Raw genomic sequence first — 22,530 nt, 5'->3', positions numbered from 1 at the left:
GGCGCTGCTCCGCGGGCCGCCGCGATGGGCCATCCTTGGCCCAGCGCGGCTAAACCGGCGTCCTGCCGGTTTACCCGCTCCGCACCACCTGCGTTCGGCCTCGGGCTGAATGGGGCAGTCAGATCAAAATCAAAAGCAACAGCACAGCGGCCTACAGGCCGGCTTGAGTGGTAGAAGCCAGATCAAAAGCCAGAGCGAAAACCAAATCTGAAACGGATGCAGCTCTGCTTTTCTGTGGGAGCTGGCTTGCCTGCGATGCAGACAACTCGGTCTCTCAGGTACACCGAGGCGAGGCCATCGCAGGCAAGCCAGCTCCCACATTTGACCGTGCCCCGCTTTAGATTTTGATCTTGATCTTGATGTTGCCTTTGCTTCACACCACTCAAGCCGGCCTGTAGGCCGCTGTGCTGTTGATCTGCTTTTGATCTTGATCTTAGGCGCCCCGTTAAACCACGCTGGCCGAACGCAGGCTTTGGAGCGTGGGTAACCCGGCAGGACGCCGGGTTAGCCGCGCTGGGCCAAGGATGGCCCATCGCGGCGGCCCACGGTCCAAAGCCGGAGTGAGGGCACACCGAGCCTAGGCGAGGTGCCGAGTGGTGGGGCAAGAGCCTTTTGGTTACTTTTGGGCTCCTTTCAAAAGTGACCCGCTGTAAGAGCGGAACCCATACCCGCCATAACCAAAATAACGGATATGCCCCCAACATCAGCAAAACCTTAGGGCTTCACCCGCGCCACCCGCCACACCGTGTTCCCCACATCATCCGCCACCAGCAACGCACCCTGCCCGTCCAGCGTCACCCCCACCGGACGCCCCTGAGCCTCCCCATCACCATTCAAAAACCCGGTCAGAAAATCAACAGGCGTCCCCGCAGGCTTACCGTCCTTGAACGGAACAAACACCACCTTGTACCCCGCCTGCGGATTACGGTTCCAGGACCCATGCTCCCCCACAAACACCCCATCCGCGAACACGGCAGGCATCCCCCGCGCATCAGAAAAGGTCAAACCCAACGGCGCAACATGCGTCCCCAGCGCGTAGTCCGGCGCAATCGCCTGGGCCACCTTGTCCGGACGCGGCGGCTGCACCCGGCTATCGACATGCGCCCCGTAATAACTCCACGGCCAACCGTAGAACGCGCCATCCTGCACCGACGTCAGGTAATCCGGCACCAGGTCACTGCCAATCTCATCCCGCTCGTTGACCACCGTCCACAATTGCGTAGAGCCAGGCTTCCACGCCAGTCCATTGGGGTTACGCAACCCACTGGCAAACAGCCGTTTCTGGCCCCTGCCAAGGTCCACCTCCCAGATCGCCGCACGTCCGTCCTCGGCTTCAAGCCCGTTCTCACCCGCATTGCTGTTGGACCCCACGGTCACGTAAAGCCTGGTGCCCTGAGGATTGGCAAGAACGTTTTTGGTCCAGTGATGATTGATCCCGGCCGGCAGATCGGTGACCTTGATCGGGGTCGCATCGATGTGAGTCTGGCCCTGAACATAAGGCACCTTGACCACCGCATCGGCATTCCCGATATACAACTCATCCCCCACCAATGCCATGCCGAACGGCGAGGTCAGACCACTGAGAAAAATGCTTTTCACCTCGGCACGCCCATCGCCATCGGCGTCCCGCAGCAGGGTAATGCGATCAGCACTCGGCGCATCGGCACCCACCCGGCCCATCACAAACCCCATCGCCGTACGACGCGCCCAGGCGAGCAGACCAGTGCCGCCGTCGGTGGCCCCTTCAGGCATGGGCGGATGGTTACTCTCGGCGACCAGTACGTCACCGTTGGGCAAGGTGTACACCCAGCGCGGGTGTTCAAGGTCCGCGGCCAGCGCCGTCACCGTGAATCCCTCGGGTGCCTTGGGCTGGGCATGTTCCGGCCAGCCCACGGCCTTGGACACCTTGAGCGTCGGGATCAGCGAGGTGGTGGGTTCGGGCAGTTGCGGGCCTGGCCCCACGCCGGCCTGAAACGGCAGTTTGGAGGACTCACCACAAGCGCTGAGGGCAGCAGTGGCGGTGATCAGCAGCGCAAGGCGGCTTGGTGCATTCATTGGGAAACCTCGGTACAGCCCATCATTGGGCAGGCAAAATCCCGACGAAGTATTGCGTCATTCCCCGGCACCAAACACCGCCTCCCACGCAATTGAGTTTTAACTCAGTCGCACGAGTGGCTCGGCAGCGCCTCTCACGCTTTCCAGGGCCCCAACGGCAGGCTGTAGGGAGAAAATCCCTCGAACTGCCAACGCAACGCCAACGCCGCCTCCCGCCGAACCACCTGCTCCACGGTCACCCGCCACAACCGCTCCGCGCCCTCGAACGTGGCCAACTCCGCCCCGCCCAGTATCACCTCGGCACGCCCGACAACCTGCAACACATCACCCGAAGCAAAATCCACGAACAACAACCCCGCCACCGGGTTGACCTGCAAATTGCCCAAGGTGTTGAAAAACGAGTTGCCGGTAAAGTCGGGAATCGTCAGCACATCACCGTCCACCCGCACAAACCCGGTATTGCCACCCCGGTGTGAAACGTCCACCGAACGCTTGGCCGCATYGCCCTCCAGGTCCACATAGCTGGCGACGAAGAAGGTGTCGGCATTGCGAATCACCGCCCGGTCGGCTTCATCGAGTGAATGGGCGCGCTGCACGGCGCCTTGGGCCAGGCGCCGCCCCGAGGCACCCGGGTCCACCGCACGCAGCTGGATGTACTTCGGGCAGTTGCCAAAGGTGTGCACCACCTCCACGGCAAAACCATCGGTGCCCGCCGAAGCCACGACTCCGTTCATGCGGTTGCGCCGCCGCGTGTTCAGATCGATGCCCAACAGCCCAACGGCCGCGCCACTCTTCAAACCGGCCGCGGCGGGGTCACCCACGGCAGGCAGGCTGTCGATGCGTAGACGGTAAGGATCGGGCGAGTAGACAAACCCCGGCGAGCCTTCCAGCAGCGTGGCCCAGGGCAGCCCCTGAGCATCCACGGCACCCACCACCAGATAGGGCAACAACTCATAAAACGCCCGATGCTGTTCCGGCAAATGATCACGTATGACCTTGGCGCCAATCACCTCCATGCGCTCGGCCACGCCGGCACTTTGCTGCAGTTGCCGTTCGCCGGCATGCCATGGCGATACGGGAGACGCGTCCAGATGATTCATGCTCAAGCCCTCGGTGGATGAAACGCCGGTTGTTCACGCAATGCCGCCACGCTGAAATCAACAAAACTGCGCACCCGCATCGACGCATTGCGCCCTTCGCGGTAGACCACATGCACCGGCAGCGGCGGCGGTTCATAGGCCTGCAATACCCGACGCAGTTGGCCGCCGGCCAAGTGCTCGTGGACCGGATAACTCAGGCAACGGATCAACCCGGCCCCCTGCACCGCCGCATTGATCGCGCCCTGCACCGTGGTGCAGCCGAGGCGCGCCCGGGCCTTGATGCTGGTGCCTTGGAAATCCCATTGCACCCAATCCGAATACGCCTGGGTTGCGACCAGCCGATGTTGCTTGAGCGCCTCGGGTTGCAGCGGTTCACCATGGGTGTGCAGATAGCCGGGGCTGGCGCAGACGATGTTGCGCACATGGCCCACAGGCCTCGCGATCAGGGATGATCCAGGCAGTTCTCCCACCACCACCGCTACGTCCAGGCCGTCTTCATTCAGGTTCGGAAAATGATCGTGGTAGTGGGCAAACACCCGGACCCCGGGATAGCGCTCCAGGTAGTCGGCCAACAGCGGCGCCATCACATAACGGCTGAACAGAAACGGGAAAAACACCCGCAGATTGCCCTCGGCCTGCACGTGCGCGCCCTTGGCAGAGGCTTCGGCGGCGCTCACGCCGTCAAGGATCCGCGAACAGTCCGCCATGAACCTCACGCCCGCTTCGGTGAGGCGAATGCCCCGGGTGCTGCGCTCCAGTAATTCCACCCGCAAGCGCGCCTCCAGACGGGCAATCGCGCGGATCACCGTGGGCCCCGAGACGCCCAGGCCACGGGCCGCCGCCGCCAGGCTCGGCTGCCGGGACAGCGCCTGGAAAATCTGCATGTCGCGATAGCGGTCCATCAGGCAGGCCACTGCATCGCGGGGTTGAGCGCTGCATCCTGCCCCAGCCGACTGACCAGGAAGTCCACGAAGGTGTTGACCTTCGCCGGTACCCGGGCGCTGTTCTGGAACACCACGTGGATCGGCAATGCCGGTGGCTCGAAGTCTTGCAGGATGATTTCCAGTGCGCCGGCACGCACATCGCTGGCCACCTGATAGGACAGCACCCGCGTGACGCCCCAGCCCAGGCGCGCCAGGTTGATGGCCGCGTTGTTGGCGGTGACCACCAGGCGTGGATCAACGGCCACGTTCAGCGGCTGGCCACCTTCGATGAACTGCCATTCGCTGACCAATTGGCTGGAAGACGACGTGACAATCTTCGCCTCTCGCAGTTGCCCGGGGTGCAGCGGCCGGCCGTGCCGCTCAAGGTACGCCGGCGCGGCGCAGACCACGCGGCGCACCTCGCCGACCTTGATCGCCTGCTGGCCGGTTTCCTGCAAATGCCCTATGCGCACGGCCACATCCACGCCTTCGTCAGTCATGTTGACCACGCGGTCCACCAGCAAGGCGTTGATGTTGACCTGGGCAAACAGGTCCAGGTATTCCCCCAGGACCGGCGCGACAAACAATTCGCCGAACAACACCGGCGCGGTGACCGTCAGGTGTCCCCACGGCACCGAGAAGCTGCCGGCGGCGGCCTCTTCGGCCTCTGTCAGTTCGGCGAGGATACGTCGGCAATCGTCCAGGTAACGCTGGCCGGCCTCGCTCAGGTGCAGGCTACGGGTGGTGCGCGACAGTAACTGCGTGCCGATACGCGCCTCCATCGCGGCGATCGCGCGGGTCACACTGGGGGGCGAGATATTCAGGCGCCGGGCCGCCGCCGCAAAGCCCTGCTCTTCGGCAACGGCGAGGAAAATCTGCATTTCCTGGAAACGGTCCATGGGTCCCCTTTAATCGAATGTCATACGCCAACCCTGTGGTTTGGGAGCGGTTGTGGCGAGGGAGCTTGCTGTGGCGAGGGAGCTTGCTCCCGCTGGGCTGCGAAGCGGCCCCAAAATCTTGGGAGCGCTGCGCACTCCAGCGGGAGCAAGCTCCCTCGCCACAGCAAGCTCCCTTACCACAGCAAGCGCCCTCGCCACAAAAACCTTTAATCCTTTGTTAAACCTACGGCCGTGCGTTGCATGCCGACAAACCCCGGCAGCGCCTCGATGCTGCCCAGCCAGGCACGAACGTGCGGGTAGTCGTTCAGCGCGACGTTACCTTCCGGCGCATGGGCGATGTAGGTGTAGTGCGCGATATCGGCAATCGACGGCAGGTCGCCGGTCAGGAAGCGGCTCTGCGCCAACTGTTGCTCCACCACATTGAGGAAGGCATGGGAGCGGTTGATGGCTGCCTCGGCATCCAGCGCCGCGCCAAACACCGTGACCAATCGGGCGGCAGCCGGGCCGACGTGCAGTGGCCCCGCTGCGGCCGAGAGCCAGCGCTGCACGCGGGCCAGGGCCAAGGGCTCGGTCGGCAGCCACTGTGGGTTGCCATAGTGGCCGGCGAGGTACACCAGGATCGCGTTGGAGTCCGCCAGCACCACACCGTTGTCATCGATCACCGGCACCTGGCCAAAGCTATTGAGGGTGGCCAGGAACTCGGGGGTTTTGTGTGCGCCTTGCTTGAGGTCGACCAGCACCAACTCGGCCGGTACGCCCAGCAGCGACAGCATCAATTGGACCCGGTGGGAATGGCCGGACAATGGGTATTGGTAGAGTTTGATCATGACAGGCTCCGCGGTGTGCCAGGGACTCGACCCGGTGATCGTGTCGATGGCGCCATCTTCCGCCGCTACGGCACGCAACAGAATAGCCAGCTTTTGCAATCCAGCATTTCACCCGGTGAAACAATCACTCGCCAAACAACTCGTCGATCAGGTTGAACAAGGTGGTTTTTACCGCGCTGTCGAGTTCGGTCCAGGCCAGGCCGGTCCTGGCCTGGAACGCACCCAACTGCAGGTGCCGGGACACACAATTGGCCGGCAGCGCCCGGGCGGCCTGCAACGGCAGCACACCCACGCCCAGCCCGGCCGAGACCAGCGCCAGCATGGTGGTGAACTCCCCAAGTTCAGAGGCGATTTCCAGGGGCACGCCCACGGCCTGAACGAACTCGTCGTAGAACCCCGGGGCATAGCGCCGGGCCAGGATGAACACCGGGACCTTGAGCAAGTCGTCTGGCTGGATGACGTCCTGCGCCGCCAACGGATGATCGCTGGGCAAGGCCACCACAAAACTTTCTTGCAGCACCGCCCGGGTGTGCACGCCGGGATAGGCCGCCGGCAAGCGCATCAGGCCAAAATCCAGCTGGCCGTTTTTCAACGCCGCCGCCTGGTCCGGGCCGGGCATGTCCTTGAGCTCCAGTTCAATGCGCGGGTAGCGCTGATGCACCGCGCGAATCAACCCCGGCAGCAATTCCGGCAACACCGACGAGACAAACCCCAGGCGCACCCGGCCGATCTCCCCACGGTTCGACGCCCGGGCGGCATCGGCGGCGCGGGCGGCCTGGTGCAGGGTGGCCTGGGCTTCGGGCAGAAACACCCGCCCGGCTTCGGTCAGCGTCACCGAGTGCCGGTTGCGGTCGAGCAGACGCACGCCCAGGCCGTCTTCGAGCAATTTGATCTGCATGCTCAAGGCCGGTTGCACGATCGACAGCTGCGCGGCGGCCCGGCCGAAATGCAGTTCCTGGGCGAGCACGACGAAGGCGCGCAGGTGCTTGAGTTCCATCAGGAGGCTCCGGTTATCACGGTTTTTGATCACCCGATCACAAATGAAAATTGGACGCTGAACCCGGGCTGCGGTGAAGTAAGGCCCGTCATACACGATATGACAGGGTTTGGCCTATAACAATGAGAACAAGGAGGCACCATGCTCGGCATGGCTAACGACACCTATCTGCTACTGGACGCGCTGGTCACGATTATCGGATTGATATTGTTGATCACCCATTTCAAGGTTCACCCCTTCGTCGCCTTGACCCTCGCCGCCGGTTTTCTCGGCCTGACCTCCGGCATGCCGGTGGACAAGGTCATGAAAGCGTTCCAGGACGGCTTTGGCGGAGTGCTGGGGTTTGTCGGGATCATCCTCGGCCTGGGCACCATGCTCGGCAAGCTGATGGCGGATTCCGGTGGCGCCGACCAGATTGCCCGCACGCTGATCCGCGCTTTCGGCAAACAGCGGGTGCACTGGGCAATGATGTTTTCCGCGTTCCTGGTGGGCATCCCGCTGTTTTTTGAAATCGGCTTTGTGCTGTTGATTCCGCTGGTGTTCATCGTGGCCCGGCGTACCGGGCTGTCGCTGATCAAGATCGGCATGCCGCTGCTGGCCGGATTGTCGGTGGTGCACGGCCTGGTGCCGCCGCACCCGGGGCCGTTGCTGGCCATCGGGATCTTCGGCGCGGATATCGGCAAGACGATTTTCTACGGGCTGGTGGTCGGCCTGCCCACGGCAATCATCGCCGGGCCGCTGTTCGGCAACCTGATCTCACGCTACGTGCCGGGCAGCCCGTCCCCGGAATTGATGGAGCAACTGGCCAAGGAATCCTCCAGCGAGAACCTGCCGGGTTTCGGCATCACCGTGACCACGATCCTGCTGCCGGTGTTCCTGATGCTGCTCAAGACCTTCGCCGATGTGGCGTTCGCCGCCGACAGCACCTTCCGCGTGTGGATGGACCTGATCGGCCACCCGATCACCGCCCTTCTCGCCGCCTTGCTCCTGGCGTTCTATACCTTTGGGGCCGCCCGGGGATTTTCCCGGGAGCAACTGAGCAAGCTGCTGGATTCGAGCCTCGCACCCACCGCTGCCATCGTGCTGATCGTCGGCGCCGGCGGTGGTTTCAAACAGATGCTGGTGGCCAGCGGCGTGGGCGACGTGATCGGGCATATGGCGGTGCGCGCCGAGATCTCACCGATTCTGCTGGCGTGGCTGGTAGCGGCGGTGATTCGCGTAGCGACCGGCTCGGCCACCGTGGCAACCATCACTGGCGCCGGGATTGTCGCGCCGGTGATCGGCTTGATGCCCGGGGTCAACCGGGAGCTGCTGGTGCTCGCCACAGGCGCCGGTTCGCTGGTGCTGTCCCATGTCAACGACGCCGGGTTCTGGCTGGTCAAGCAGTACTTCAACATGACCGTCGTCGAGACATTCAAGACCTGGACGCTGATGGAGACCGTGCTCTCCTTCGCCGCCCTGGGGTTCATCATGCTGCTGTCGTTGGTGGTGTGAAGCTTTAGGAGATCGACCCATGCAAAGCGTTTTAGACAACTTCCGCCTCGACGGCCGCCTGGCGTTGATTACCGGCTCCAGCGCCGGTATCGGCCTGGCCATTGCCCGTGGCCTGGCCCAGGCCGGTGCACGGGTGGTGCTCAACGGGCGCAACCGCAGCACCTTGCGTGACAGTGCCGCATTGCTGGCGGCGGAAGGCCTTGAGGTGCACACCCAGGCGTTCGACGTCACCGACGGCGCGGCGGTGCTGGCCGCCGTGGCGGATATCGAAGAGCGCCTGGGCCCGCTGGACATCCTCGTGAACAACGCCGGCATGCAACGGCGCGGGCCGCTGGAGGACTACAGCGAAACCCACTGGCGCGAGTTGATGAGCACCAACCTCGACAGCGCCTTCCTCGTCGGCCAGGCCGTGGCCCGGGCGATGATCCCGCGCAAGCGCGGGCGCATCATCAATATCTGCTCGGTGCAAAGCGAATTGGGCCGCCCGGGCATCGCGCCGTATGCCGCCAGCAAAGGCGCGCTGAAGATGCTCACCAAAGGCATGGCCATCGATTGGGGCCCCCACGGGCTGACGGTCAATGGCATCGGCCCCGGCTACTTCAAGACCGAACTGAACGCCAACCTGGTGGCCAACCCCGAGTTCAGCGACTGGCTGGTGCAACGCACGCCGAGCCGACGCTGGGGTGACGTGGCCGAACTGGCCGGCGCTGCGGTGTTCCTGGCCAGCGACGCGGCGAGCTTCGTCAACGGTCATATCCTGTACGTGGACGGTGGCATCACCGCCTCGCTGTAACCCGGAGAATTTCATGCACGCTATCGTCTGCCATGCCTCAAAAGACCTGCGGGTAGAACCGCAAACCGAACCCCGGGCACTCGCCCCCGACCAACTGCGGGTGCGCATTGCCCGGGGCGGGATTTGCGGCTCGGACCTGCATTACTACCAGCACGGCGGCTTCGGCACCGTGCGCCTGCGCGAGCCGATGGTGCTGGGCCACGAAGTGTCGGCGGTGATCGAGGCCGTGGGCCGTGAAGACGGACCCTTCACGGTCGGCCAACGCTTGTCGGTCTCGCCGTCGCGGCCTTGCGGGGGTTGCCGTTATTGCCATCAAGGGTTGCCGAACCACTGCCTGAACATGCGCTTTTACGGCAGCGCGATGCCCTTCCCTCACGTGCAAGGTGCGTTTCAACAAACCCTGGTGATCGAGACGCACCAGGCGCATCTGCTGGCCGATCATGTCAGCCTTGCCGAAGGTGCGATGGCCGAACCGTTGTCCGTGGGCTTGCACGCCATCCAGCGCGCCGGGGCGGTCTTCGGCAAACGGGTGCTGGTCACCGGCTGTGGCCCCATCGGCAACCTGTTGATCGGTAGCCTTCGGGCAGCGGGCGCGGGAGAAATCGTCGCAGTGGACCTGGCCGCCGGCCCCTTGGCCTGCGCCGAAAAAATGGGTGCCAGCCGCACCCATAACCTGGCGGAAGACGCCGACGCGTTGAAGCGCTACACCGCCGAAAAAGGCTACTTCGACGTGATGTTCGAAGTCTCCGGCAGCGCCCAGGCCCTGCGCAACGGCCTCGAATGCATGGCCCCGCGCAGCGTGCTGGTGACGGTCGGGTTGGGCGGTGAAGTCTCGCTGCCGCTGAATATGCTGGTGAGCCGGGAGATCGACTTGCGTGGCACGTTCCGCTTCCATTCGGAGTTTGCCCAGGCGGTGGATTTGCTCAACCGCCAGGTGATTGATGTGCGCCCGGTGATCTCCCATACCGTGCCGTTCAGCGAGGCGGTTCAGGCCTTTGAACTGGCGGCGGACAAGAGCCAGGCAATGAAGGTGCTGCTGGATTTCGGCGTGGGTGATTGAGCCGGGCCATCCAAACCGACGTTCCTGTGTTCGGACATATTGTCCCGCGCCACCTGGCCCTGCATCACAGCGGCGGCGATTTGGCTGGTGGATGGGGGTGTTTGGGGATGGGCTGGGTGTATATCCGTTATTTAGGTGATGGCTGAGATTGGTTCCGCTCTTACAGCGGCTCACTTTTGAACAGCGCAAAAGTAAGCAAAACGCTCTTGCCCCACCACTCGGCACCTCGCTTAGGCTCGGTGTGCCCGCACTCCGGCATTACTCCGCGGGCCGCCGCGGAGCAGCGCCGGAGTGAGGGAACACCGAGCCTTAGCGAGGTGCCGACAGGCGGGGCAGAGCCCTTTGCTTACTTTGGGGCTTTTCCAAAGTGAGTCGCTGTAAGAGCGAAACCATAGGCAGCCGTTACCCAAATAACGGATATGTACACAAAAGCCCCCACCCAACTCACACCCGCTCTTCAAGCCGATAACGCAAAAACCGATGCCCCGGAGAAAACAACCGCCGGTAGGTCAGCAACACCGCACCTACCGTGCCCAGCGCCGACGACGCGGCGATCAAAAACATGATCACGATCTGGTACCGCACCGCGTCCACCGGGCTTTCCCCGGCCAGCACCTGGCCGGTCATCATCCCCGGCAGGCTGACAATCCCTACCACCGTCATCTGGTTCAGGGTCGGGATCATCCCGGCCCGCACGGCCTGGCGAATCGCGTCCTGGGCCGCTTCCCAACGTGAGCCACCCAGGGCCAGGATCATCTCGATGGTATTGCGCCCCGAAGTCAGTTCCTGGGTCATACGCTCAATCCCCAGGGACACGCCGGTGAGGGTATTGCCGAGAATCATGCCGAGGATCGGGATCGCATACTGCGGCTCGTACCACGGGTGAATCCGGATGATCGCGAACAGGCCGATGGCCGTCACCAGCCACGAACTGCCCCACACCGACACGATGCTGTCGGCCCGCTGGCCGGCGTAGGTGCGCTTGCCGCGCCCGGCTGCCGAGAGGCCGGCGATCAGGGTCATCAGGCACATCAGCGGCAGCACCACGTACCAGTAGGCGAATTCAAAGACCCAGCCCAACAGGTAACCGATCGCCAGCAACTGCACCACCGTGCGCACGGCGGCCCAGAACAGTTGGCGTTCCAGGCCCAGGCGCAACAGCAGTGACAGCGCGCCATTGATCAGGATCAGCGAGGCGGCGATGGCCATGTCCAGGGCCGTCAGGTCATGATAGTTCATGGCTGCACGGCCCTCGTCAGCACGCCGGCGTCCATGTGCAGGCGGGTGGTGCTCATGCGTTGCGCCTGCTCAAGGTCGTGGGACACCCAGACATAGGCGTGGTCTTTGTCCGCTTCGGCCCAGGCGTTGATCAACGCCTCGACTTCCCGGGATGACGCCGGGTCGAGGGCGGCGGTGGGTTCGTCCAGCAACAGCACATCGGGATTGAGTTGCAGGGTGCGGATCAGCGACACCACCTGGGACTCGCCGCCGGATAAATCCCCGGCATTTTTTGCCAGGAAGCCCGGCTCTTTTCCTGCGTGGGCCAGCAGCGCATTGACCGCCTGCGGGTCGAAATTCAGGTGATGCAAGGCCTTGAGGCTGTAGGGGAAACGCAGATTGTCTTCCACGCTGCCCTCGATCAGCGCCGGACGCTGGGAAAGGTAGCTGATGCGGCTGCGGTACTGCGGGATTTGCGCATTGGCGATGGGTTGCCCATTCCAGAGGATATCCCCGGAGGTCGGTGCATCAAGCAGGGCCAGCGCCCGCAGGAACACACTTTTGCCGGAGCCGGATGAACCGGTGATGGAGAGGCGGTCGGCGCGGTGCAGCTGAAAGTTCGTCGGGTGCAGCAGTTGGAGCTGGCGGCGCTCGTCCATCCGCGTGAGCGCCCGGGTTTCGACTAATACGCTCATGGAATTGAAATCCTTACCTCTGGTTTATACACAATGGCCAAGCAGGATAAGCAACCCTGTGGCGAGGGGGCTTGTCCCCCGTTGGGCTGCGAAGCGGCCCCAATAAGGCAACTCCGGTACACCTGAAAAAACTCGCTGAATTTGCTGGGGTTGCTTCGCAACCCGACGGGGGACAAGCCCCCTCGCCACAGGTGTTCCTCAGCGCTTGGGCTCCAGCGACACCAGGCGCGGCTTGATGGATTTCTCGCGCACCTCAAGCAACGCGAGGGTCACCGGCAATTTGAAACGCCGCCGCCCTGCACTGCCGGGGTTGAGAAACAGCCGCTCGCCGTGCCACTCGATCAATGGCTTGTGGGAGTGGCCGGTGATCACGAGCCTGATGCCCGGATCAAGCGCCTTCGGTACATCGGCAATGTCATGCACCAGCAGCGCCCGCCAGCCATTCAGGTCGAAATCCAGCCGGTCAGCCAGATGCTCTGCCCAGGCCGCGTCGAGGTCGTTATTGCCGCGCACCACATGCAACGGTGCAATCGAGGCCAGCAGCTCAAGAATTTCCGGGCTGCCGATATCCCCGGCGTGAACAATCTGCTCGCACCCCTCCAGGGCGGCCAGGGCCTCGGCGCGGAGCAGGCCGTGGGTATCGGAAATCACACCAACTTTCATGAACATCTCCTGTGCACGACACCGGCGCTGTCCGCCGGGCGGCTTGCAATCCAACAGTGCACTGCCTATATTTCCCGCCTGGCGTCATCTACGCCACCATCCGCGGAAAGGGCTGCGCCCAAGACCTTGACTGAATATCACATTTCTACGACTCCCAACCTTAAAGCGGACAAGGTTTGTGCAAGGAGATCGTATGTCGCAATCATTCTCGTCCACCAACGGCCGTATCAACCTTGAGCAGCAACGCAAGCGCGCCAAGGAGCTTTTGCAGCGCCTGAAAAACGCCGATACCGCCGCAACCCCGACCTTGTCCGAGGCTCAATGGCTGATCGCCAAGGAACTCGGCTTCCCCAGCTGGCCCAAGCTCAAGGCCCACGTCGATGCGGTGGATTTTGCCGCCCGCCATCCGGGCTTCGACGCCAGCGATGAAGCCCGCACCACCCACTGGCGCTGCGGCAACGACATCGCCCACAGCCTGGGCCTGGCGGGGTTCAAGGGCCGCTTCCGGATGCTGATTGACCCATTGTGCATGGGCCCTGTCCAGGACCTGCCAGCCGACCAATACCAGGCCATACGCAGCCGCTACATCAGCCAGGTGTTTGCCATGGATGAGGCCGAAGTGGCGCGCCGGCACGCAGACGAATACACCCATCTTGAACAGCTGGGCAGCGCCGGGCACAGCGTGTTGTGGTGTGAGGCGGATGCGTACGATCAGTTGTTCCTGATTCGCGCATTGGCGGGGCTTGAGCGCTTGCCTGAAAAGCTTGAGTTGATCGAAGTCGACCGTATCCCCGGCGTGCAGCGTTTTATCGGCATCGGCCAACTGGCACCCGACATATTGGCGTGGTTGTGGCCGCAGCGCCGGCAGGTCGACGAGGACATGCTGCAACTGGCGCGACAGGCCTGGCTGGCGTATTGCGCCAGCTCGCCGGTCAAACTCGCGGAACTGGCCCAGGGCAACCACCCATCCCTGCCCTTCCTGGCCCCGGCGTTGCGCCGGCAGTTGCAGGAATTTCCGGGGACGCAGGACGGTTTATCACTGACCGAACGCCTGGCCCTGCACTACGTGGACGAGGCCGGTCCCGTGCCGTTCGGCAGGGTGTTTGCCGAGTTGATGGCCAAGCGTGAGCCGCTGCCGTACCTGGGGGACATGATGTTTCATGCGCTGATGCGGCCGTTGATTGATGGCGAGAATCCGCTGTTGATCGAGTCCGAGGCTCAATTGCCATGGCCTCAACGGGTGTTGGCATTGACTGCACTGGGTCGCCAGGTTCTGAACGGCGCAGCCTACTGGCCGGATCACGCCACCCATGAGCGCTGGATCGGCGGCACCTGCATCCGCCCAGGCAAACCTCACTGGATGATTGACGAGCATCTGGCTCCCGCCTGGCGCACCTAAAGGCGCGGCGCCTCTATGTCACGCAACAGCTCGTCTGTTGCGTGACTGAAGCGCTCGACCAAAAAATCCAGCAGCACACGCACACGGGGCGAGCGGTAGTGAGTGCCGTGCAACAACGCATACACACCCGCCTCACGCACGCTGAACTCCGATAACAGGACCTTCAGCCGCCCCTCACGGATATCGTCAGCCGCATCCCAAATGGTCTTGCGCGCAATGCCATGGCCGGCCAGCGCCCAGGCGCGCGCGAGGGCGCCGTCGTTGGTTTCCCAGGCCTGGTCCATCGCCACTGTATGGTCCCGGGCCTGGCCATCCACCCTGAAGTGAAATGTGTTCAGCGGCCCCGCCCCGGTCACCAGCACGATGAACTGATGCCGAGCGAGGTCCGCCGGCGTTTGCGGTTCGCCGTGCCGCGCCAGGTAGTCAGGCGAGGCACACAGCACGCGCCAATTGGGCGCCAGGTGTCGCGCAACCAGCGAGCTGTCACGCAGGGCACCAAAGCGGATGGCGAGGTCCACATCGTCCTGCACCAGGTTCGACATGGAGTCGGACAACGTCAACGCCACCTTCACCTGCGGATGCTGGCGGCTGAAGGCTTCAAGCCAGTCGTTCAGCAGATGCCGGCCAAAATCCGCCGACGCAGAAATCCGCACCTTGCCACGCACCTCTTGCTGGCTGGCTTGAAGCCCTGCCTCGGCCTCATCAATCGCCGCCAACGCAATCGCACACTGCTGCAGGTAAAACCGGCCTTCGTCAGTCAAGCGCAACTGGCGGGTGGTGCGTTCGAACAGTTTGGTGCGCAGTGCCGCTTCAAGCTTGATCAGCCGTGCGCTGGCGGCAGCAGGCGACAACGCCAGCTTGCGCCCGGCAGCCGTGAGACTGCCCAAGGCTGCCGCCTCGACGAACAAACGCATATCACCCAATCGGTCTGTGGCCATTTCAATTCAGATTTGAAAGTTCATCAAATGGTAGGCCAATTATCAATTTCTCTACAAGCCACCACACTCGCGTCCTTGCCTTCCAACGAGTACAGGTCATGACCGACATCGACGCGCTATCGGCAGCCGAAACGGCTACCCCTCCCCCGGCTGAACGGCTTCCGCTGATCGCCCTGCTGGCGCTGACCCTCAGCAGCTTTATTGCCACCGCCAATGAAACCATGCCCGCCGGCCTGCTACCCCAGATCGCCCAAGCCTTCAATGTGTCGCAAGCCTGGGCCGGCCAATGGGTAACCTTCTGCGCGCTGGGCTCGGGGCTGGCGGCTATTCCATTGACACTGGCCCTGCAGGGCTGGCGCCGTCGGCGTGTGCTGTTGTTGGCTGTCGGCGTGTTTTTTGTGTGCAATGCCGTGACCGCACTATCGCCCTGGTTCGGCCTGACCCTGGCGGCGCGCCTGGTGGTGGGCCTCGCCACCGGACTGGCCTGGAGCCTGCTGGCGGGTTACGCCCGGCGCATGGCACCACGCCCGTTGCAAGGGCGCGCGATGGCCGTGGCCATGCTCGGCATTCCCCTGGCGCTGGCCGTGGGCGTACCGCTGGGGGCGTGGCTCGGCAAGCTGTCGGGCTGGCGCAGTGTGTTCGGGATACTCTCGGCGGCCAGCCTGATGCTCATGCTGTGGATACGCGTGAACGTGCCCGACTATCCCGGGCAAAAAGCCGACCGACGCCTGCCTCTGTCGACGGTTGTGCAAACACCCGGCGTGCGGCCTGTGCTGCTGGTGGTCATGCTCTGGATCATGGCCCATTACATTCTCTACACCTACATCACGGCGTTCCTGGCGTCTGTCGGTCTGGGCGAGCATGTGGACGCCGCCTTACTGATTTTCGGCCTCGCCGCACTGCTTGGCATCTGGGTCACCGGTGTGTTGATTGATCGCTGGCTGCGGCGGCTGGTCCTGCTCAGTCTCGTCGCGTTTGCCCTGGTAACGCTTATGCTCGGGCTCGGCCATTTACCCGTCATCCTCACCTGCATCGCCATGGCCGTATGGGGTTTGAGCTTTGGTGGTGCACCGACCTTGCTGCAGACCGCCCTGGCAGAAATGGCTGGGGACGGTGCCGATGTGGCGCAGTCGATGCTGGTGACTGCATTCAACCTGGCATTTGCCGGCAGTGGAGTGATTGGCGGCGTGGTACTGGCGACTCGCGGACCCGCGTGGTTTCCGTGGCTGTTACTGGCATTGCTGATGCCCGCCCTGTGGATTGCCCTGCGCCGGATGCACTCACCCAACACTGAATCGGCGCTGCCACGTGCATAGTGCGATGCCTGCGTTCAACGTTTAGGGCATATCCATAGCAAAAAACGATATTGGTATATACCAGATTGCTCCCTTATAAATCGCCCCCATCACAAGACTGCAAGCTGGAGTAGCAAGCGATGGTGTCGGTAAAGGTAATGCTGGAGTACTTTCATCCCTGGCCGAATTCGGCGGGTTTGTACCTGGCGCGGGAACGCGGTTGGTACGCCGAGCTGGGCCTGGATGTGGAGTTGGTGGTGCACGATCCCTATCGTGGCGACACCCTTGAACACCTGCTGACCGGCGCGGCGGACTTCGGCATTTTCCCGAGCAACCGGCTGCTGGTCCGGCGCGGCCTGGGGCAAGCGCTGCAAGGCATCGCGGCGATCAATCATGCGGGGCTTGAGTCGATTCAAACCCTGACCGACTCCGGTATCCAGCGTCCTCGGGACCTGGTGGGCAAGCGCCTGGCGCTCAATCCCACACCACGGGGTTTGGCGATGGTGCGCCATCTGGTGAGCAACGACGGTGGCGATCCCGATGGCGTGATCCTGGTGGACAGCGGCGTGCGTGAGCTACGCCCCGAGCAGTTGGCCGAAGGCATCGCCGATGCCAGTTTCGGTGGCTACTGGGCCTGGGAAGCCCTGATGCACAGCCCTATCGAGGCCGAGCGCCGGGTGGTGTTGCCGGTGGATGAGATCGGTGCACCGGCGTATCACAGCTACCTGTTGGGCGCCCATGAACGGACCCTCGTCGAGCGGCCCGAGTGCGTGCGTGATTTCCTCGCGGCCACTGCCCGGGGCTATCTCGCCGTGGCCGAGGAGCCGGCGATTGCGCTGGCGGCCTACGAGCACACCACACCGTATTTCCCGGCGGAATTGCTCAGCGCGTCCCTGCATAAAATCGCCCCGACCTGGCTGCATGACGGCCGCTGGGGCGAGCAACGCCAGGCGCTGCTCAAGCCTTACGCCGAGTGGCTGCACGAGCACGCGGTGCTCGACAATCCCCAGGTATGGCAAGGGGCGACCAGCAACGCCTATCTGCCCGGAGCGGCGGCATGAACCCACAACGCACGGCCCATGGCCTGGGGCTTGATCCGGTGGCTGCCGACTGGCCAGCGCTGCACGAAGCGGATATCCAGCACCTGCTGCGCGAGTACCCGCACCTCGGGCAACTGCGCAGTTTGCATTGGCACAGCCCGCGACCGTTTTCCGCTGCCGGGCTGATCACTACCCGCAGCGCGACCCTGTTCATCAAACGGCATCACCAACAGGTGCGGCAAGCGGCGTGGCTGGAAGAAGAACACCGCCTGATCGCTCACCTGCATCGCCAGGGCGCGCCGGTTGCCGCAGTGGTGCCCAACCGCCACGGGACGACGGCCACGACGCAGGGCGAATGGACCTACGAGATTCATCGTGTCGCCGAGGGCCTGGACCTGTACCGGGATGCGCTGTCGTGGTCGCCGTTCCAGACGACCGAACACGCCCTGGCGGCCGGCGTTGCCCTGGCTCGGCTGCACCACGCGGCCGAAGGTTACACCGCGCCACGCCGCCAAACCCAAGTGCTGCTGGCCAACGCCCGGCTGATCGAACAACCCGCGCCACTGGCCGCGATCGCCAACACCCCGGCACTCACCGAGTACCTGGCCGACAAGGATTGGCACGCACGACTCACCGAGCTGCTGTTGCCCTGGCACGCACCGTTGCAACCCTTGCTGCAACAGCAACCGGCGCTCTGGACCCACAACGACTGGCACGCCTCGAACCTGCTATGGAATGAAGACGGCAGCGTGTCCAGCGTGCTGGATTTCGGCCTCGCCGACCGCACTTTCGCGCTCTACGACCTGGCCACCGCCATCGAACGCAACGCCGTGCCCTGGCTGGACCTGGACAGCGGTGGCCCGGCCATCGCGGACCTCGACAGCGTCGACGCACTGCTTGCCGGCTACCACCAAATCCGGCCACTGAGCGCGCAAGACCTGCACACCCTGAGCGCCCTGCTGCCGTTGGTGCATGTGGATTTCGCCCTGTCCGAGGTCGCGTACTACCACGGCGTGGTGGGTTCTACCAGCAGCGCCGATGTGGCCTATCACGCCTACCTGCTGGGCCATTTGCAGTGGTTTGCCGGTGCCCAGGGGCAACGCTTGCTCGGTCATATCCGGCGCAAATCCGTATGAGCATCCTGGTCGATACCGATTGGCTGCATGCCCGCCTCGGGGAGCCAGGGCTGGTGATACTGGACGCTACCGTGGTGCTGCCGTCGCCGCGTTTTGACGGTGATTACCGGGTCGCCAGTGGCCATGCCGGCTGGCTGCAAGCGCATATCCCCGGCGCACGGCATGCCGATTTGTTGACCGACTTTGCGGACGCCCACGCCAGCTACAGCTTCGCCCTGCCAACCCCGCAAGCCCTGGTTCAGGCACTGGCCGACCTGGGCGCAGGCACCGGCAGCAACGTGGTGATCTACGACCGCGCCGACGGTTTCTGGGCCGCGCGCCTGTGGTGGATGTTGCGCGGGCTGGGCATTGATGCGTCGGTGCTGGACGGTGGTTTCAACGCCTGGCAACGGGCGGGATTACCGCAACACAGCGGGCAGCCGGCAACAACCAGCGCCGTCGAACCCTGGCCAATCAACGCCTATGCGCCACTGTGGATCGACCGCGCAGGCGTTGAAGCGGTGGTCGCAGGAGACTCACCCGGCGTACTGGTCTGCGCATTGGGCGCCGCCTTGTTCGAAGGCAGCGCACCCACTCGCTACGCCAGGCGCGGGCACATTCCCGGCAGCCATAACCTGCCGGCGCGCACGCTGTTTGATGCCCAGGGTCGCTACCTGCCCAAGGACGCCCTGGCCCTGGCCATCGGACCCACGCTGCTGCACAGCGACGGTCCGTTGATGCTCTATTGCGGCGGCGGAATTTCCGCGGCGGCCAACGCCCTGGCCCTGACCCTGCTGGGTCGCCAGGACATCGCACTCTACGACGGCTCGCTCCAGGAATGGGCCGCCGATGCACGCCTACCAATGACTACCGGAGCAGCTCCGGCCTGACGCCCTTTGTGGCGACCCCGGCTTTTTAATTTCGTACTGGCAACCTGTCCGTTGCGCAGCGCTGGGCCCTTTTGCGCCCGATAAAGCGTGATGTGCCAGCGGGCAGGCCCTTGGAGCGCTCCTTTTATGGCAACACCGTACCGTCACACCCTGCTCGCCCTGAGCATCACCCTCGCCGCCACGGCCACCCATGCCCAGGAGGCGACCCTGGACACCGTCACGGTGGTCGGCGAACAGGCCACCGATTACCAGGCCAAAAAAGCCGCCGTCGCCGGCTTCGATAACGCGCCGTTGCTGGACACCCCGGCGTCGGTGGCGGTGATCACCGAAGGCCGCCTGAAAGACCAGCAAGCCCGCCTGCTGAGCGAGGTGTTGAAGAACGACGCCTCGGTCGGCGACAGCTACGCGCCGGTGGGCTACTACGAGAATTTCGTGGTACGCGGCTTCTCGCTGAACCCGGCCAGCAGCTACAAGATCAACGGCCGCACCATCACCGGCGAACAGAACGTCGCACTGGAAAACAAGCAGCAAGTGGAAGTGCTCAAGGGCCTGTCCGGGCTGCAAAGCGGCGTGTCCGAGCCCGGCGGCCTGGTGAACTACGTGAGCAAGCGCCCGGAGAATGTGCGCTCGGTGACCGTGTCCACCAACGAACACGGCGAGCGCTACCTGGCCACCGACGTCGGCGGCTGGCTCGGCGCCGAACAGCAGGTGGGCGTGCGGGTCAACCTGGCCCACGAAGACATCCGCTCCTACGTCGACCACGCTGACGGCCAGCGTGATTTTGCGTCCCTGGCCCTCGACTGGAACATCAGCCCCAACGCCCTGCTGCAACTGAACGCCGAGTACCAGAACCGCGAGCAACGCTCGGTGCCCGGTTATCAATTGCTCGGCGGCACCACCGTGCCCCACAACGTGTCGCCACGGGACTTGCTGGGCTACCAGAGCTGGTCGAACCCGGTGGGCATCAAGTCGCTGAACCTCGACGGCCTGTTCGAATACCGCTTCAACGAGGCCTGGAAAGCCAGCTTCAGCGCCTCCCGCAGCCGCGTGGTGATCGACGACTACAGCACCTTCGCCTGGGGCTGCTACGGCGCCGCCAGTTGCGCCAACACCGCAGTGCCCAACCACTTCAGCGCCGAGGGCGACTACGACATCTCGGACTACCGCAGCCCTGACGACACCCGCAGCAACGAAGAAGCCCAGGCCGCGCTCAATGGCCAATTCGACACCGGGTTTCTCAAGCATGACCTGACCTTCGGCACCACTGCGTTCCGCCGCCTGGTGGACCGTCGCCAGTCGGTCAACGAGTACATCGGCGAGGGCAATATCTACGAAAAACCGCCGGTGCTTGAACCCTACCAGGGGCCGCTGGGCCATACCTACCGGCGCCTGGACAGCCGCCAATACGGGCTGTTCGCCAGCGACCGCATCAGCTTCAACGAGCAGTGGCAAACCATCCTCGGCGGGCGCCAGGTGCGCCTCGACGAAGAAACCTACGACCAGGCCGGCGACACCACCCGCCATACCCAGCGCAGCGTGTTCCTGCCTCAGGTGGCGCTGATCTACAAGCCGCGCCCGGACACGACCCTGTATGCCAGCTACAGCAAGGGCCTGTCCCTGGGCGGTACGGCTGCGTGGTTCAGCAGCAACGCCGATGAGGTATTGCCGCCGACTACTTCGCGCCAGCTGGAAGTGGGGATCAAGCGCGACTTCCAGCGCCTGAGCCTGACCGCCGCACTGTTCCAGATCACCCAGGACCTGCAATACAACCGGCCCAACGATGACGGCACCATTACCTTTGTGCAGCAAGGCAAGCAGAAGAACGTGGGCCTGGAACTCTCCGCCAACGGCCGAGTGACCGATAACCTGCAAGTGTCGGCCAGCGTCGCGGCGATACGCGCCCGGGTCAGTGGCAGCGGCACTGACGACTACGACGGCCACCAGGCGATCAACGTGCCCAAGCTGCGCGCCAGCCTGCACGGCGACTACAGCATTCCCGGAATCAAGGGCCTGGCCCTGCTCGGCGGGGTGCAATACAGCGGCAGCAAGTACGCAAACCGCGAGGCCAGCGTGAAGGTCGACGACTATGCGGTGTTCGATGTGGGTGGTCGCTACAGCACCAAAGTCGGTGATTACGATACTGTGCTGCGCCTGACCGTCGACAACCTGTTCGACAAACGCTACTGGCGCGATGTGGGTGAATCGGCGGGCGATGGCTACCTGTTCCTGGGCGCGCCACGCACCGCGCGGCTATCCGCCACCGTCAATTTTTGAGGCTGACTGTTCATGCGTAATCTGATTTTTGCCAGTGTGTGCCTGCTCTCGACTGCCCTGGTCGGCTGCCAGCAGCAACCACCCGCCAACGACCAGCTGGATGCGGTGCTGTGGACCCAGACCTCAATCGAGCACGAGCTGATTTACCGCCAGGTATTCGCCAACGCCACCCGGCAACTGGACGTGGCCCTCAACACCCCGGACTGGGACGCCCTGCCCTTGCCCCCGCGCAACCTCTCCGGTTTGCCGCCGGCGGTGATTGTCGACATCGACGAAACCGTGCTCGACAACATCCCGCTGAATGCCCGGGACGTCGTCAATAACCAGGTCTACTCCTACGACCGCTGGAACACCTGGGTCGACCAGGCCAAGGCCCAGGCGCTGCCCGGCGCCGTCGCGTTCCTGCAGGCGGCCAAGCACAAAGGCATCACGGTGTACTACATCACCAACCGTGAACAAAGCCAGGTGCAGGCCACCGTCGACAACCTGCGCCTGCGGGGCTTTCCGGTAGACAGCGACCAGCAGGTACTGGCCGCCGGCACCCCGATTGGCGGCTGCGAACAGGCCGGCTACGGCAAGAACTGCCGCCGCCAATGGGTCGCCCAGCACGCCCGTGTGCTGATCCTGGCCGGTGACTCCCTGGGGGATTTCGTGCAGGCCGAACACAACACCCTGGAGGCCCAGCGAAAGGCCGCCGAACCCTACCTTGGCTGGCTCGGCCAACGCTGGTTCGTGCTGCCCAACCCGACCTACGGCAACTGGTACAGCGCGCCGTATGGCGATCAGGAAAAACTGCCCTTTGAACGCAAGCGCCAGCTCAAGCAACAGGCGCTGCACCTGCAAAATTGACCCTGG

The 22,530-nt window shown here is 63.8% G+C and carries 20 protein-coding genes; 10 read left to right on the top strand and 10 right to left on the bottom strand.

Features of this window, described 5'->3' with window-relative positions; translation table 11 throughout:
* Nucleotides 1-714: 714 nt before the first annotated feature.
* The 6 genes from P3C29_RS28445 to P3C29_RS28420 form a co-directional block, all read right to left on the bottom strand.
* Nucleotides 715-2,055 carry a sorbosone dehydrogenase family protein gene (locus P3C29_RS28445; protein WP_275966026.1) on the bottom strand — a complete coding sequence of 447 codons (1,341 nt, stop codon included), beginning with the start codon at nt 2,053-2,055 and terminating at the stop codon, nt 715-717.
* Nucleotides 2,056-2,189: 134 nt separating this feature from the next.
* Nucleotides 2,190-3,155: a pyridoxamine 5'-phosphate oxidase family protein gene (locus P3C29_RS28440; protein WP_275966025.1), complete on the bottom strand. Its 966-nt coding sequence runs from the start codon at nt 3,153-3,155 to the stop codon at nt 2,190-2,192.
* 2 nt (nt 3,156-3,157) lie between these two features.
* On the bottom strand, nt 3,158-4,057 hold the full coding sequence (locus P3C29_RS28435; RefSeq protein WP_275966024.1) for a LysR family transcriptional regulator: 900 nt from the start codon (nt 4,055-4,057) through the stop codon (nt 3,158-3,160).
* Entirely contained in the window at nt 4,057-4,977 is a 921-nt protein-coding gene (locus P3C29_RS28430; RefSeq protein ID WP_275966023.1) for a LysR family transcriptional regulator, read from the bottom strand. Before P3C29_RS28430 ends, P3C29_RS28435 begins: the two co-directional genes overlap by 1 nt.
* Before the next feature lie 206 nt (nt 4,978-5,183).
* Nucleotides 5,184-5,804, bottom strand: coding sequence for a glutathione S-transferase (locus tag P3C29_RS28425; RefSeq protein ID WP_275966022.1), 621 nt, complete (start codon nt 5,802-5,804; stop codon nt 5,184-5,186).
* Between the two features lie 124 nt (nt 5,805-5,928).
* A complete protein-coding gene (locus P3C29_RS28420; protein WP_275966021.1) occupies nt 5,929-6,801 on the bottom strand; it encodes a LysR family transcriptional regulator in 873 nt (290 codons plus the stop codon).
* Between the two features lie 141 nt (nt 6,802-6,942).
* Here P3C29_RS28420 and P3C29_RS28415 point away from each other — a divergent pair, with 141 nt between their 5' ends.
* Genes P3C29_RS28415 through P3C29_RS28405 form a run of 3 tightly spaced genes read left to right on the top strand, consistent with a single transcriptional unit; the run spans nt 6,943 to nt 10,148 of the window.
* Nucleotides 6,943-8,295: a GntP family permease gene (locus P3C29_RS28415; RefSeq protein ID WP_201124767.1), complete on the top strand. Its 1,353-nt coding sequence runs from the start codon at nt 6,943-6,945 to the stop codon at nt 8,293-8,295.
* A 19-nt stretch (nt 8,296-8,314) separates the two neighbouring features.
* Nucleotides 8,315-9,088, top strand: coding sequence for a glucose 1-dehydrogenase (locus P3C29_RS28410; RefSeq protein ID WP_010167132.1), 774 nt, complete (start codon nt 8,315-8,317; stop codon nt 9,086-9,088).
* Nucleotides 9,089-9,101: 13 nt separating this feature from the next.
* Nucleotides 9,102-10,148, top strand: a complete 1,047-nt coding sequence (locus P3C29_RS28405) for an L-idonate 5-dehydrogenase (protein ID WP_275966020.1) — start codon at nt 9,102-9,104, stop codon at nt 10,146-10,148.
* Nucleotides 10,149-10,592: 444 nt separating this feature from the next.
* On the opposite strand, the gene fetB is transcribed toward P3C29_RS28405, so the two are convergent.
* The 3 genes from fetB to P3C29_RS28390 all read right to left on the bottom strand — a co-directional run bounded on the left by fetB (nt 10,593) and on the right by P3C29_RS28390 (nt 12,724).
* The gene (fetB, locus tag P3C29_RS28400) at nt 10,593-11,387 is read right to left on the bottom strand and encodes an iron export ABC transporter permease subunit FetB (RefSeq protein WP_010167123.1); all 795 of its coding nucleotides are present in this window, start codon (nt 11,385-11,387) and stop codon (nt 10,593-10,595) included.
* Complete coding sequence (locus P3C29_RS28395; RefSeq protein WP_275966019.1) at nt 11,384-12,061, bottom strand: ATP-binding cassette domain-containing protein; 678 nt, start codon at nt 12,059-12,061, stop codon at nt 11,384-11,386. The genes fetB and P3C29_RS28395 overlap by 4 nt, the downstream gene beginning before the upstream one ends.
* A 198-nt stretch (nt 12,062-12,259) precedes the next feature.
* Nucleotides 12,260-12,724, bottom strand: a complete 465-nt coding sequence (locus tag P3C29_RS28390; protein ID WP_201124770.1) for a metallophosphoesterase family protein — start codon at nt 12,722-12,724, stop codon at nt 12,260-12,262.
* A gap of 193 nt (nt 12,725-12,917) precedes the next feature.
* On the opposite strand from P3C29_RS28390, the gene P3C29_RS28385 reads away from it, so the two are divergent.
* Nucleotides 12,918-14,123, top strand: coding sequence for a DUF1835 domain-containing protein (locus tag P3C29_RS28385; RefSeq protein ID WP_275966018.1), 1,206 nt, complete (start codon nt 12,918-12,920; stop codon nt 14,121-14,123).
* Here the strand turns inward: P3C29_RS28385 and P3C29_RS28380 are convergent.
* A complete protein-coding gene (locus tag P3C29_RS28380; protein ID WP_275966017.1) occupies nt 14,120-15,061 on the bottom strand; it encodes a LysR family transcriptional regulator in 942 nt (313 codons plus the stop codon). The genes P3C29_RS28385 and P3C29_RS28380 overlap by 4 nt on opposite strands.
* A 98-nt stretch (nt 15,062-15,159) precedes the next feature.
* Here P3C29_RS28380 and P3C29_RS28375 point away from each other — a divergent pair, with 98 nt between their 5' ends.
* From P3C29_RS28375 to P3C29_RS28350, 6 genes are all read left to right on the top strand, one after another.
* Complete coding sequence (locus P3C29_RS28375; protein WP_275966016.1) at nt 15,160-16,377, top strand: MFS transporter; 1,218 nt, start codon at nt 15,160-15,162, stop codon at nt 16,375-16,377.
* 119 nt (nt 16,378-16,496) lie between these two features.
* Entirely contained in the window at nt 16,497-17,417 is a 921-nt protein-coding gene (locus tag P3C29_RS28370; protein ID WP_010167111.1) for an ABC transporter substrate-binding protein, read from the top strand.
* Nucleotides 17,414-18,532 (top strand): phosphotransferase, encoded by a 1,119-nt coding sequence (locus tag P3C29_RS28365; protein WP_275966015.1) that lies wholly within the window; start codon nt 17,414-17,416, stop codon nt 18,530-18,532. Before P3C29_RS28370 ends, P3C29_RS28365 begins: the two co-directional genes overlap by 4 nt.
* Nucleotides 18,529-19,401, top strand: coding sequence for a rhodanese-like domain-containing protein (locus tag P3C29_RS28360; protein ID WP_275966014.1), 873 nt, complete (start codon nt 18,529-18,531; stop codon nt 19,399-19,401). The genes P3C29_RS28365 and P3C29_RS28360 overlap by 4 nt, the downstream gene beginning before the upstream one ends.
* A 126-nt stretch (nt 19,402-19,527) precedes the next feature.
* A complete protein-coding gene (locus P3C29_RS28355; protein WP_275966013.1) occupies nt 19,528-21,675 on the top strand; it encodes a TonB-dependent siderophore receptor in 2,148 nt (715 codons plus the stop codon).
* Nucleotides 21,676-21,687: 12 nt separating this feature from the next.
* Nucleotides 21,688-22,524 carry an HAD family acid phosphatase gene (locus P3C29_RS28350; RefSeq protein WP_275966012.1) on the top strand — a complete coding sequence of 279 codons (837 nt, stop codon included), beginning with the start codon at nt 21,688-21,690 and terminating at the stop codon, nt 22,522-22,524.
* Nucleotides 22,525-22,530: the final 6 nt, after the last annotated feature.

It is taken from the genome of Pseudomonas sp. 1912-s (assembly GCF_029269205.1).
Lineage (GTDB): Bacteria > Pseudomonadota > Gammaproteobacteria > Pseudomonadales > Pseudomonadaceae > Aquipseudomonas.
The sequence above is the reverse complement of the archived record's forward strand: the minus strand, read 5'-3'. Positions and strand labels throughout refer to the sequence as shown.

Excerpts from the sequence above, each read along its gene's own strand:
- P3C29_RS28445 (WP_275966026.1), bottom strand. The coding sequence starts at position 2,055 with ATGAATGCACCAAGCCGCCTTGCGCTGCTGATCACCGCCACTGCTGCC.
- P3C29_RS28435 (WP_275966024.1), bottom strand. The coding sequence starts at position 4,057 with ATGGACCGCTATCGCGACATGCAGATTTTCCAGGCGCTGTCCCGGCAG.
- P3C29_RS28430 (WP_275966023.1), bottom strand. The coding sequence starts at position 4,977 with ATGGACCGTTTCCAGGAAATGCAGATTTTCCTCGCCGTTGCCGAAGAG.
- P3C29_RS28425 (WP_275966022.1), bottom strand. The coding sequence starts at position 5,804 with ATGATCAAACTCTACCAATACCCATTGTCCGGCCATTCCCACCGGGTC.
- P3C29_RS28420 (WP_275966021.1), bottom strand. The coding sequence starts at position 6,801 with ATGGAACTCAAGCACCTGCGCGCCTTCGTCGTGCTCGCCCAGGAACTG.
- P3C29_RS28415 (WP_201124767.1), top strand. The coding sequence starts at position 6,943 with ATGCTCGGCATGGCTAACGACACCTATCTGCTACTGGACGCGCTGGTC.
- P3C29_RS28410 (WP_010167132.1), top strand. The coding sequence starts at position 8,315 with ATGCAAAGCGTTTTAGACAACTTCCGCCTCGACGGCCGCCTGGCGTTG.
- P3C29_RS28405 (WP_275966020.1), top strand. The coding sequence starts at position 9,102 with ATGCACGCTATCGTCTGCCATGCCTCAAAAGACCTGCGGGTAGAACCG.
- fetB (WP_010167123.1), bottom strand. The coding sequence starts at position 11,387 with ATGAACTATCATGACCTGACGGCCCTGGACATGGCCATCGCCGCCTCG.
- P3C29_RS28395 (WP_275966019.1), bottom strand. The coding sequence starts at position 12,061 with ATGAGCGTATTAGTCGAAACCCGGGCGCTCACGCGGATGGACGAGCGC.
- P3C29_RS28390 (WP_201124770.1), bottom strand. The coding sequence starts at position 12,724 with ATGAAAGTTGGTGTGATTTCCGATACCCACGGCCTGCTCCGCGCCGAG.
- P3C29_RS28385 (WP_275966018.1), top strand. The coding sequence starts at position 12,918 with ATGTCGCAATCATTCTCGTCCACCAACGGCCGTATCAACCTTGAGCAG.
- P3C29_RS28380 (WP_275966017.1), bottom strand. The coding sequence starts at position 15,061 with ATGGCCACAGACCGATTGGGTGATATGCGTTTGTTCGTCGAGGCGGCA.
- P3C29_RS28375 (WP_275966016.1), top strand. The coding sequence starts at position 15,160 with ATGACCGACATCGACGCGCTATCGGCAGCCGAAACGGCTACCCCTCCC.
- P3C29_RS28370 (WP_010167111.1), top strand. The coding sequence starts at position 16,497 with ATGGTGTCGGTAAAGGTAATGCTGGAGTACTTTCATCCCTGGCCGAAT.
- P3C29_RS28365 (WP_275966015.1), top strand. The coding sequence starts at position 17,414 with ATGAACCCACAACGCACGGCCCATGGCCTGGGGCTTGATCCGGTGGCT.
- P3C29_RS28360 (WP_275966014.1), top strand. The coding sequence starts at position 18,529 with ATGAGCATCCTGGTCGATACCGATTGGCTGCATGCCCGCCTCGGGGAG.
- P3C29_RS28355 (WP_275966013.1), top strand. The coding sequence starts at position 19,528 with ATGGCAACACCGTACCGTCACACCCTGCTCGCCCTGAGCATCACCCTC.
- P3C29_RS28350 (WP_275966012.1), top strand. The coding sequence starts at position 21,688 with ATGCGTAATCTGATTTTTGCCAGTGTGTGCCTGCTCTCGACTGCCCTG.